This is a genomic window from Nocardioides lijunqiniae, assembly GCF_015024225.1.
Lineage (GTDB): Bacteria > Actinomycetota > Actinomycetes > Propionibacteriales > Nocardioidaceae > Nocardioides > Nocardioides lijunqiniae.
On record NZ_JACJGM010000024.1, the window covers coordinates 1 to 11076 of the forward strand.

General features: G+C 72.9%; 10 protein-coding genes and 1 pseudogene. 5 read left to right on the forward strand and 6 right to left on the reverse strand.

Annotated elements, in window-relative coordinates:
- Together IRQ30_RS15365 and IRQ30_RS15370 are read right to left on the reverse strand one after the other, a co-directional pair.
- A pseudogene (locus tag IRQ30_RS15365) lies at positions 1–1014 on the reverse strand (hypothetical protein); the annotation flags it as partial.
- Positions 1015–1024: 10 nt separating this feature from the next.
- The gene (locus IRQ30_RS15370; protein WP_193609492.1) at positions 1025–1489 is read right to left on the reverse strand and encodes a hypothetical protein; all 465 of its coding nucleotides are present in this window, start codon (positions 1487–1489) and stop codon (positions 1025–1027) included.
- A gap of 161 nt (positions 1490–1650) precedes the next feature.
- Here IRQ30_RS15370 and IRQ30_RS15375 point away from each other — a divergent pair, with 161 nt between their 5' ends.
- A complete protein-coding gene (locus IRQ30_RS15375; protein ID WP_193613900.1) occupies positions 1651–2247 on the forward strand; it encodes a hypothetical protein in 597 nt (198 codons plus the stop codon).
- Positions 2248–2277: 30 nt separating this feature from the next.
- Here the strand turns inward: IRQ30_RS15375 and IRQ30_RS15380 are convergent, their stop codons facing one another.
- Complete coding sequence (locus tag IRQ30_RS15380; protein ID WP_193613901.1) at positions 2278–3477, reverse strand: hypothetical protein; 1200 nt, start codon at positions 3475–3477, stop codon at positions 2278–2280.
- A complete protein-coding gene (locus tag IRQ30_RS15385) occupies positions 3474–4001 on the reverse strand; it encodes a SigE family RNA polymerase sigma factor (protein WP_193613902.1) in 528 nt (175 codons plus the stop codon). Before IRQ30_RS15385 ends, IRQ30_RS15380 begins: the two co-directional genes overlap by 4 nt.
- Positions 4002–4201: 200 nt before the next feature.
- Between IRQ30_RS15385 and IRQ30_RS15390 the strand changes: the two genes are divergently transcribed.
- Both IRQ30_RS15390 and IRQ30_RS15395 read left to right on the forward strand, forming a co-directional pair.
- Positions 4202–5290: an S-(hydroxymethyl)mycothiol dehydrogenase gene (locus IRQ30_RS15390; protein ID WP_193609496.1), complete on the forward strand. Its 1089-nt coding sequence runs from the start codon at positions 4202–4204 to the stop codon at positions 5288–5290.
- Positions 5287–5898 (forward strand): MBL fold metallo-hydrolase, encoded by a 612-nt coding sequence (locus IRQ30_RS15395; protein WP_193613903.1) that lies wholly within the window; start codon positions 5287–5289, stop codon positions 5896–5898. Before IRQ30_RS15390 ends, IRQ30_RS15395 begins: the two co-directional genes overlap by 4 nt.
- A gap of 90 nt (positions 5899–5988) precedes the next feature.
- On the opposite strand, the gene IRQ30_RS15400 is transcribed toward IRQ30_RS15395, so the two are convergent.
- Together IRQ30_RS15400 and IRQ30_RS15405 are read right to left on the reverse strand one after the other, a co-directional pair.
- Entirely contained in the window at positions 5989–8148 is a 2160-nt protein-coding gene (locus IRQ30_RS15400; protein ID WP_193613904.1) for an MMPL family transporter, read from the reverse strand.
- 75 nt (positions 8149–8223) lie between these two features.
- A complete protein-coding gene (locus IRQ30_RS15405; protein WP_193613905.1) occupies positions 8224–9384 on the reverse strand; it encodes a THUMP-like domain-containing protein in 1161 nt (386 codons plus the stop codon).
- A gap of 56 nt (positions 9385–9440) precedes the next feature.
- On the opposite strand from IRQ30_RS15405, the gene IRQ30_RS15410 reads away from it, so the two are divergent.
- Entirely contained in the window at positions 9441–10481 is a 1041-nt protein-coding gene (locus tag IRQ30_RS15410; RefSeq protein WP_193613906.1) for a hypothetical protein, read from the forward strand.
- A 202-nt stretch (positions 10482–10683) separates the two neighbouring features.
- Positions 10684–10980, forward strand: a complete 297-nt coding sequence (gene groES / locus IRQ30_RS15415) for a co-chaperone GroES (RefSeq protein WP_134738243.1) — start codon at positions 10684–10686, stop codon at positions 10978–10980.
- Positions 10981–11076 lie beyond the last annotated feature (96 nt).

Below are 11076 nucleotides of genomic sequence, written 5' to 3' on the forward strand. Positions count from 1 at the left end.
TCCGAGCGCGCCCGGCGCGCCGGCCCGCGAGGAGGCGCCGATCGGCCGGCCGGAGGCCGAGCCGGGGCTCGCGGCGCCCATCATGCTGCGGATGCCGCCGACCGCGGCGCTGGCGATGCCACCACCGGCGACCGCACCGATCGCGGCGCCGGGGATGCCACCGCCGCCGCCGCCGATCGTGCCGGCACCGCCGCCGGGGCCGGTCGGGACCGCGCCCGGAGGGGGCTCGACCGGCGGCGGCGGCTGGTAGACGGGCGGGTTGGTCGTGGGCGGCTGCGGGTTGACCGTGATCGGGTTGTTGTCGATCGGGGTCGGCTGCACGGGCTGCACCGGGTTGATCGGGTGGATCGGGTGCACCGGCGGCTGCACGGGGTGGACCGGGTTGACCGGCTGCGGGTTCTTGCCGCCACCGTCGCTGATCGGAGGCGTCGAGCCGCCCGGAGGGGTGGTCCCGCCCGGGGTCAGGGGCGGCGCGACCGGGTCGGGGATGCCGTGGATCTGCTTCATCTGCTGCGTGGCGTCGGCGAAGTCGGTGTCGATCTTGTCGGCGGCCTTGCGGGCCGCCTCCTCGCGCGCCTCGAGGGCGTTGGAGTAGGCGTCGACCTTGCTCTGGTGCGCCTGCCTCTCGGTGGTGTCCGAGCCGTCCTTGGTGTCCACCGGCGGGTAGTAGGTGCCGGGGTGGGGCTTCTGCGGGTGCTTCTTGTCCATGGTGGTCTGCTCGAGCCGCGCGTGCTCGATGGCGCCGGCGGCCAGGTTGAGGGCGTCCCTGCCCTTGAGCAGCTCGTCCTGCTTCTTGCGCATGCCGGTGGCCGACGCGCGGAACGCCTTGGCCATCGCCGGCCCGGTGTGCCCGCCGATCGAGCTCTCCGCCTGGGCGGCGCGGTCGAGGGCGTCGGCGACGCGCAGGAGGAGCTCGGAGCAGCGCTGCCACTCCCGTCCTGCGCCTTCCAGGGCGGCCTCGGAGGCGCCGGAGAGCGCCTGCTCGAGCCTGAGCTGTTGGGGTCCGGTGACCATCAGAAGTCTCCTACGGTGCGGGACACGAGTTGTTGGTGGTGACGTCGGGCTGCGTCAGGCAGGGCGTGAACGCCTCGACCGTGGTGAGCAGGCCCGTGGAGTCGGCGGCCGAGATCTCGTCCGCGCTGCGCACGCCGGAGACGTACTTGTCGACGCCGTCGCGGAAGCTGGTCAGCCCCGTCACCATGTCCTTCATCGCCTCGCGCACCTTGTCGTGGGCCAGGTCGGTGTGGTGGGCCAGCACGGCCGCGCTCTGGGCGCCGCCGAAGGCCGCGGACGGCACGCTGTCCAGGGGGAGCCCGAGCCCGTCGATGCTGCTCTCCAGGATGCCCACGATGGCGTTGATCGTCGCCTCGTCGACCTCGATGCCCTGCAGGAAGCCCATGATCCCGTCGACCGCGACCGCGACGTCCGCGGAGGACGTCGCCTCCACGAGCGCGGTCGTGGCTTCGTTGTAGTCAGCCTCTCCCGCCATGTCCTTCTCTCTCCTCGAGTCCACGTGAGTCCGGTTGATTCCGCGTGCGCCACTACGGTGCCAGACCCGCCTACCCCCGGCGTCGTCGACCCAAACGTGACACGGGCGGGACACCTGGGTCCGGCTAGGGTGTGGCCTCGTCGACAGCGGAGGAGAGTCACGTGATGCGCACGCTCGGGCCGGTCACGGCCCTCGCCCTCGTCCTGGTGCTCGTGTCGGGATGCTCGGACGACGACCCGTCCGGCGAGCCCGGCGGCTCCGAGTCGCCCACGGCGTCCGCGAGCTCCCCGGAGGCCACCGAGGGGTCCCCCAGCGCCAGCGAGGACCCCTCCCCGGAGCCTGCCGAGGGCGAGGAGGTGCGCGTGGAGCGGCTCGCCATCCGCGCCCCCGAGGGGTGGACGGTCACCAAGGAGGGCGACCCCTACTCCGCGCAGATCGGCAAGGACATCAACGCCATCTACATCCAGGAGCTCCCCGACTTCGGCGGTGGCAAGCTCTCCCTCCAGGAGGTCGCCCAGACGCGGCTGCGCAACGGCCCCTACCTGCGCGAGCCCCAGATCATGGAGCCGGTCACGGTCGCGGGCCAGGAGTGGTACCACATCGCGGGCCGCGCCACCGAGACGACGTACGCCGAGGACTTCGGCACCGTGGCCGACGGTCTCGCGCTGCTCGTGGCGATGAGCTTCGACCGCAAGCTGCCCGAGGCGGAGCGGCAGGAGATCGTCGACACGGTGCTCGCCTCGGTCACCTTCGAGTGACCCTCGCCTGACCCTTCGCGTGAGCCGCCGTCAGCCCACCAGCCGGTAGGTCGGCGCGTCCTCCGCGGCGCCGCCGCGGGCGGCGACCCGCTCGGGCTCGGAGCCGGGGACCAGCCGCCACAGGGTCCACGTGCGCTGGACCCGCTCGTAGGCCGTGACGAGCAGCGCCCCGTCTTCGGCCCACACCTCGTCCCGGACCGTCCCGTCGTCGGGCTCGAGACGCGCGACCTCCTGCCGGTCCTCGTCGAGGATCGCGACCCAGGCGTGGCCCTCGCCGTCGCCGTCCGCGTGGGTCACCGCCAGGTCCTGCCCGGTCGGCGCCAGGTCGAGCAGCGCGTACGTGCAGGTGTCGAAGAGGGGGTCGAGCGAGCCGGCGTCGTAGAGGGTGGAGCAGCCCGTGCCGCCCTCGGACGACAGCAGCGCGGCGACCGCGTCGGCGTTGGCGTCGCGCAGGGCCAGGGGAGCGGACCCGTCCTCGACGACCTCCCGCACGGAGCCGTCAGCGCCGACCACCTGCGGCGGGCTCGTGCCGTCGCCGTGGGAGACGTAGAGGCGGCAGCCGCTGTCGTCCGCGTCGCAGACGCCGACGAGGGCTGCGGGCTGGACGCTCGCGCCCAGCCCCCGGGCGACCGTGCGCCCCTCGCCCTCCTCGGCGGCCCGCACGACGACCTCACCCGCCGTCGTGACGTAGGCGATCGCGGTGCCCTCGACGTTGACCACCGGTCCCGCGACCACCCCGCGCAGCGACTCGGTGACGTCGCCGTCCCCGTCGACCAGGTCGAGGGTGTCGATGCCGGTGTCGTCGTCGTTGCGGACGCCGACGAGCAGGTCGCCCAGGCGCACCCCGGCGTCGTACGCCGCCGGCAGCCGGACCGGTGCGCCGTCCGAGCGCACCCAGGTGCGGCCCTCGACGTAGTCGGCGCCCAGACCCGTGCCACCCGCGTCGGAGCCCGTGGTCGGGACGACGGTCGGGTCCGAGCTGCGGCTCGCAGGCGGCAGGTCCGGGTCCTCGCCCGGTCCCTGCCCGGCGAGCACGCCGACGGGCACGAGCACGGCGGCCACGGCGAGCACCGCCCCGGCGGAGGCGAGGCGACGCCGACGCCTGATGCGGGTGGCTCGCCCCTTCACCTGCTCGAGCGAGAAGGGTGCGTCGTCGAGGTTGCTGGCCCGCGCGTCCAGCCCGCGGCTCATCTCGGACTCCCAGCGGCGGTCCTCGTGGTGGTTGCTCATCGCTCCTCCTCCCGGTGGGCAGGGTCCAGCTCGGACGGGACACGGTCGCGCAGCGTGGCGATCGCGCGGCTGCACTGGGACTTCACGGTGCCGATGGAGATGCCGAGGATGTCGGCGGTCTCGGCCTCGGTCAGCTGCTCGTAGTAGCGCAGCACCACGACGGCGCGCGCCTTGCGGGGCAGCGACTGGACGACCTCCCACAGCGCGGCGCTCACACCCTCGTCGTAGGTGTCGCTCACCTCGCGGTCCGGGACGACCTCGGTGGCGTGCTCGCGCCGCTTCCAGCCGCGACGCCACAGCGAGTTGTTCTCGTTGACCATGATCCGGCGCACGTAGGCGTCCACCGAGTCGCGGTCGCGGACCTTGTCCCAGGCGAGGTACAGCTTGGCCAGCGACGTCTGCAGGACGTCCTCGGCCTGGTGCCGGTCGCCGGTGAGCAGGTAGGCCGTCCGCAGCAGCCGGGCCTGGCGGGCCTCGAGGTACGCCGTGAACTCCGCGTCACGGTCGGCCAGGCGCGCACCCATGAGCCCAGTGTCGGGCCTCGGAGGCGCCCCGGCTGGCAGGGTCGTGGTGCAGTCGTTCACGTGTCCAAGACGCGGGGCCCGCCCGGATGGTTGCAATCCGCCGTCCCGACCTCGGCACCCCCTGCCCGACCGGGCGACCCATACGGTTGCATGGAGCACCACAGGCAGCAGTCACGGCGCAGGAAACGAAGGGGACACGGATGCAGCAGGTCAAGGCGGTCGTCGCACGAGCCAAGGGGCAGCCCACCGAGGTGGTCACCATCAACGTGCCCGACCCGGGTCCGGGGGAGGCGCTGGTGAAGGTGCAGGCGTGCGGGGTGTGCCACACCGACCTCCACTACCGTGAGGGCGGCATCAACGACGACTTCCCGTTCCTGCTCGGCCACGAGGCCGCGGGCGTGGTCGAGGCGGTCGGACCCGACGTCACCGACGTCGCCCCGGGCGACTTCGTCGTCCTCAACTGGCGCGCGGTGTGCGGCGAGTGCCGGGCCTGCAAGCGCGGTGAGCCGCAGTACTGCTTCGCCACCCACAACGCCACCCAGAAGATGACGCTCGAGGACGGCACCGAGCTCAGCCCCGCCCTGGGCATCGGCGCCTTCGCGGAGAAGACCCTGGTCGCCGCCGGGCAGTGCACCAAGGTCGACCCGTCGGCGCGACCCGCGGCGGTCGGCCTGCTGGGCTGCGGCGTCATGGCCGGCATCGGCGCGGCCATCAACACCGGCGCCGTGACCCGCGGCACGTCCGTCGCGGTCATCGGCTGCGGTGGAGTCGGAGTGGCCGCGATCGCCGGCTCCGCGCTCGCCGGCGCCGGCACGATCATCGCGGTCGACATCGACCCCCAGAAGCTCGAGAAGGCCCGGGCCATGGGCGCCACGCACATCGTCGACTCCTCCCAGGTCGACCCCGTGACGGCGATCCAGGAGCTCACCGGAGGCTTCGGCGCCGACGTCGTGATCGAGGCGGTCGGCCGCCCCGAGACCTGGAAGCAGGCGTTCTACGCCCGCGACCTCGCCGGCACCGTCGTGCTCGTGGGCGTGCCGACGCCCGACATGACGCTGCCCGACATCCCGCTCATCGACGTCTTCGGGCGCGGCGGGTCGCTGAAGTCGAGCTGGTACGGCGACTGCCTGCCGAGCCGCGACTTCCCGATGCTGGTCGACCTCTACCAGCAGGGCCGGCTCGACCTGGACTCGTTCGTGACCGAGGAGATCGGCATCGACGACGTCGAGGCGGCGTTCGACCGGATGCACCAGGGCGACGTGCTGCGCAGCGTGGTGGTCCTCCGATGACCACCGCGCGCATCGACCACGCCGTCTCGTCGGGCACGTTCAGCCTCGACGGCGAGACCCACCAGGTCGACAACAACATCTGGGTGGTCGGCGACGACGCCGAGTGCGTCGTCATCGACGCGCCCCACTCCGTCGACGACATCATGGCCGTGGTCGGGGACCGCAAGGTCAAGGCGATCCTGCTGACCCACGCCCACGACGACCACTCCCGGGTGGCGCCCGCGCTGCGGGACCGCGTGGTCGCGCCGATCATGCTGCACCCCGACGACAAGCCGCTGTGGGAGCTCACCCACACCGACGAGCTCTGGGACCTCGACCTCGCCGACGGCACCGAGATCGCCGTCGCGGGGACGACGCTGCGGGTGCTGCACACGCCGGGCCACGCCCCGGGCGCGGTCTGCTTCTACGCCCCCGAGCTCGGGTGCGTCTTCACCGGCGACACGCTCTTCCAGGGCGGTCCCGGCGCGACGGGTCGCTCGTTCAGCGACGAGGACCTGATCGTGGCGTCGATCCGCGCGCAGCTCTTCGCCCTCCCGGACGACACGGTCGTCCACACCGGGCACGGCGACGACACGTCGGTGGCGGCCGAGAAGGCCGCCCTGGGCTGAGGCCCCGTCCCGGGCCGTCGCAGGCGGTCCGGGACCAACGTCGCGCCGCAGCGCTGACCTGCCGCCCTCGGGGCGGCAGGTCCTCGTGCGTCAGGCGGGGCCGACGCGCTCCTCGCGCTCGGCCGCCGTCTCGTCACCGTGACCCGGCCACCAGGCCGCGCGGCCCATCAGGGCCGTGATCGCCGGGGTGAAGAACATCGCCATCACGAACGCCGCCACGAAGATGCCGAACGAGATCGCGAAGCCCATCGAGACCAGCAGCGAGTTGCCGCCGAGCATCAGCGAGGCGAAGGTGCCGGCCAGGATCACGCCGGCGGCGGCGATGGTCGGGCCGGCGTGGCGCAGCGCCTGCGAGGCGGCCGCGCGCGAGCTCTTGCCCTCGCGCGCCTCCTCACGCAGCCGCGCGATCATCAGGATGTTGTAGTCGGTCCCGAGCGCGACCACGAACAGGTAGATGTAGATCGGCAGCAGGAAGATCAGGCCCTCGTCGCCCTTGAGGTGCTGGAAGACCAGCGCGGTCGCCCCCAGAGTGGCGCCGAAGCCGAGCCCGACGGAGGCCATCAGGTAGAGCGGCGCGACCAGGCTGCGCAGCAGCAGCGCGAGGATCAGCATGATCACGATGGCGGCCACCGGGAACACGACCTTGTAGTCGCGGTTCATCGCGGCCTGGAAGTCCACGAAGATCGACGTCGTGCCGCCGACGAGGGCCTGGGTGCCGTCCGGCGCCGCGTCGTGGGCGGCGTCGCGCACGGGCCCGCGGACGTCGGCGATCGCCGCGTCGGAGGCGGGGTCCTCGTCGAGCAGCACGGTGACCGCCCAGGTGCTGCCGTCCTCGGACGACGCACCGAGCTGGGCCGAGGACACGCCGTCGGTGCCGTCGATCGTCTCGGCGAACGCCGTCGCGTCGCCCTGCGAGATCTCCTCGCCGTCGCGCGAGGTGAGCATGATGTAGCCCGGGTCGCTGGCTCCCGCCGAGACGCTCTCGGTGAACTTGTCGGTGGCCACCGTCGACTCCGCGTCGGCCGGCACGCCGGAGTCGCCCAGGTCGAAGGTCGGGGTGAACGTGAACGCCATGACCGCCAGCGCCGCGAGCACGCCGCCCGAGCCGATCGCGAACGCCGCCGGCCGCTTGCCCAGCGCCCTGCCGAGAGCCGTGAACCGCGCGGAGCTGGGCTCGACGAGATACTTCTTCGAGGGCCAGAAGAGCGCCTTACCCAGCAGCGTGACGACGGCGGGGACCAGGGTGAGCGACGCCAGCAGCGTCACCGCGACGGCGATCGCGAGGGCGGGGCCGATGGACTTGAAGATGCCCAGCGAGGACAGCACCAGGGCCATGAAGGAGACGATGACCGCGCCGCCCGCGGAGGCGATCGCCTCGCCCGCACGGGCCAGGGCGTGGGCCACGGCGTCGCGCGTCGCCTCGCCGTCACGCAGCCGCTCGCGGTAGCGGAACAGGAAGAACAGGATGTAGTCGGTGCCGATGCCGTAGAGCACCACGAGCAGGATCACCTCGACGTCGCTGCTCGCCTTGAGGTCGAACACGTCGTTGGCCCAGGCGATGAGCCCGTTGGCCACCGACGACACGAGCCCCACGATCACGATCGGCATCAGCGTGATGATGACGCTGCGGAAGATCAGGGCGAGCAGCACGACGATCAGCAGGATCGTCGCCGCACCCACGATCGCCAACGCGTCGCCGGACGCCTCCTGGGAGTCGTAGCCCTGAGCCACGGGGCCCGTCACGCCGTAGCGCAGGTCGGTGCCGTCGGTGGCCTTCTCCAGGTCGTCGCGCAGGTCGACGACGTCGTCGAAGGCACTGGGCTCGTAGCCGGTCACGTCGTCGGCGAGCGCCACGATCGAGAAGGCGATCTTGCCGTCCTCCGACGGGGCGACCAGGGCCTCGGGCTGCTGCGGGTCGAGCGCCTGGACGCCGTCGAACGTCGCGCCGAGCTCGCCCTGGACCTCGGTCATGGCGGCGTTCGCCGCCGCGACGTCCTCGGGCGTGAGCGACTCGTCGTCCTCGCGGTCGAAGACGATGATCCCGCCGACCGAGCTGTTGGTGTCGGGGAAGGCCTCGGCCTGCAGCTCGGCGGCCTTGATCGACTCGTAGTGGCGCGGCAGGAACTCCGACTGGTCGGTGGTCGCCTCGAGCTTGGGCGCCAGGGCGATCACCAGTCCGGCGAACACCACCCATGCGGCGATGACGTACCACGGACGACGGGAGGCCAGACGGCCGAGCGCTGCGAACATGGCGTCAAGGTATCGGTCCGCGAGGGGTGCGGGGCAAGCCGTTTGGTGAACGCCTCGGGACGGCTCGAGGACCGCTCAGAAGGGCTGGACGAGCAGGACCGTGCCCTGGCCCGCCACCCGGGTCATGACGATCGTCGCCTCGTCGTCGCCGGCGAGGTCCAGGCGCCGGCGCAGCTGCTCGGGGACCACCTCGACGCCGCGCTTCTTGATCGTGAGCCGCCCGATGCCGCGCTCGCGCAGCGCCGCCTTGAGGGCCTTCTCCCGGTAGGGGAGCTCAGCGATCACGCGGTACCCACGGGCGAACGGCGTGTGGAACGACGCGTCCGAGGTGACGTAGGCGATGTGCTCGTCGAGCAGCCCGCCGCTCACGCCCGCTGCGACCGCGGTGACGAGCCCGGCGCGGATGACGGCGCCGTCGGGCTCGTAGAGGTACTCGCCGACCGCGCGCACGCCGGCGCCGGGGTCGTCCTCGTCGGTGAGGGTGGCCAGCCCGCCCTGCCCGATGACGGTCGCCCGCCGGCGCACGGTCGCGAGCCGACCGGACCACAGCGCGGCCTCCTTGACGTCGCCGTGGTCGCTCACCCACTCCGCCTCCACGCCCTCGGGCACCAGGGAGTGGGGGACGCCGGGAGCGACCTTGACGCAGGCGTCGCGGCGCAGGAGGGACTCGACGAAGGACCAGGGCGGCGTCCAGTCGTCCACGTCGAAGGTCCGGCCGCGCGCCGAGCGGCGCGCCGGGTCGGCGAAGGCGACGTCGAAGGGTCGGGTGTCGATCTCGGTCGCGTCGGCGACGCCCACGGCGCCGCTCAGGTCGAGCGCGGCGAGGTTGGCCTCGGCGACGGCCACGCGCACCGGGTCGAGGTCGACGCCGACGCACACCACCCCCACTCGGGCCGCGGCCACGAGGTCGCCGCCGATCCCGCAGCCGAGGTCGACCAGGCTGTCGGCCCGGAACGCCGCGAGGCGTCCCGCCCGGTGGTCGGCGACCGTGGAGCGGGTGGCCTGCTCGAGGCCGTCGGGGGTGAAGTACATGCGCCCGGCGAGCTCGCCGAACTTGGCCACGGCCCGCTCGCGCAGCCGCACCTGGGTCAGCGCCGCGGCCGCGTGCTCGGCCGAGGCCAGGCGCCGGAGCGCGGTCTGGGCGCGCAGCGGGTCGGGCTCCTCCAGCCCCGCCGCCTCGGCCAGCAGCCGCTGACCGGGCTCGGTCAGCAGCCAGCGAAACGCCTCGAGGTCCACACCGTGATCCTGTCAGGCGACGTTTGCCCGGCCTCGCCGGGCGGAAGTCTCCCGGTGTGCCCCGACGCCTGCTCCTCCCCGTGCTCCCGCTGCTCCTGATGCTGGCGGGATGCTCCGGCGACACCGACGACGGCGACGACCTGCCCCGCGCGGACGTCGGCGAGGTGATCCCGGCCAAGCTCGGCAGCTCCATCGAGGGCCGGCACAGCCACGTCGTCCTGCCCGGTCGCCGCTTCGACTTCACGGTGAGCAGCCCCCGCGCCTCGATCGACTCGATCAGCGCGCGCGAGGCCGGCGTCAGCGCCGAGGCGGGGGAGGGCCGCCGGTTCGTCGAGATCGCCTGGGAGCGGGGGGTGGTGCCCGGCGACACCTTCGTCATGGCGGTGCCCGAGGACGTCGAGCCGATGCTGACCCTCACCGCCGACGGCGAGCAGCACCCCGTGGGGTCGCTGGTCTCGGAGGGGCCGAACGCCGCGATCGTGGTCGTGCCCGGGGACGTCGACGACGTCGGCCTCGAGATCGAGTTCGACGGGCTCACCCAGGTCATCGAGGACGTCTACAGCCCGGTCGACACCCGGGGCGACGGCCCCCGGTCGCTCTACCTGGACGCCGCGAGCCAGCGCTGGGCCTACTGCCCCGAGACCGGGCTGAGCGCCGGGGAGCCGGAGGTGACGTTCTTCGGCGCGGACTGCCAGGCCAGCATCAGCAGCGCGGTGCCGTACGTCGGGCCCTTGGGCTGGGCGCCCGCCGGGCGCGCCTGGGTCGTGGTGCGCTTCCGCGCGGGGTCGCCGGACGCCGGCTACGACGCCCCCGGGGGCTACGTCGCCTACGACGTCCAGCCGAGCGAGGTGCGCCTGCGCCTGGCCGGCGTGCCGGGCGCCGAGCCTCGGCTGTTCGCGGAGGAGGAGGGCGACGACGTGGGAGCGCAGGACGACGGCTCCTGGAAGGCGCGCGCGGTGTTCTCGATCCCGGAGACGACCGACCAGCCGAGGCTGACCTTCCGCCGGGTGCTGGTCGCCCTGCCGGAGGACCGCGACGAGGCGGCGGGCGTGGGGGCCCCGATCCCGCTGCGCCGCGTGCACGCCGGCGAGCTCTGAGGACCGCGATCGCGCCCCCTGCTGGCACTCACGTGGTGCGAGTGCTAGTTTCGGTGTTGGCACTCTCACTACGAGGGTGCCAGAGCTTGCAGTGTGGTGCGACCCCCGCGACGGCGTACCTCCCCGCAAGCCCCAACGTGGGGAGGACGCCGTCCTCCCAGGCAGATCAACCCCAGAGTCAGAGAAAGTGGAGGTCGACACCGTGTCGGTCAACATCAAGCCTCTCGAGGACCGCATCGTCGTGAAGCCGCTCGACGCCGAGCAGACCACGGCTTCCGGCCTGGTCATCCCGGACACCGCCAAGGAGAAGCCCCAGGAGGGCGAGGTCGTGGCCGTAGGCCCCGGACGCTTCAACGAGGACGGCGACGAGCGCATCCCCATGGACATCTCCGTGGGCGACAAGGTCATCTACAGCAAGTACGGCGGCACCGAGGTCAAGTACGGCGGCGATGAGCTCCTCATCCTGTCCGGCCGCGACGTCCTCGCCATCGTTTCCTGATTTTTCTTCCCGGGTCGTGGGGGGGGGGGGGGGGGGGGGGGGGGGGGCGCCCCCCCCCCCCCCCCGCCGGGGGGGGGGGGGGCCAGGACCCCAGCC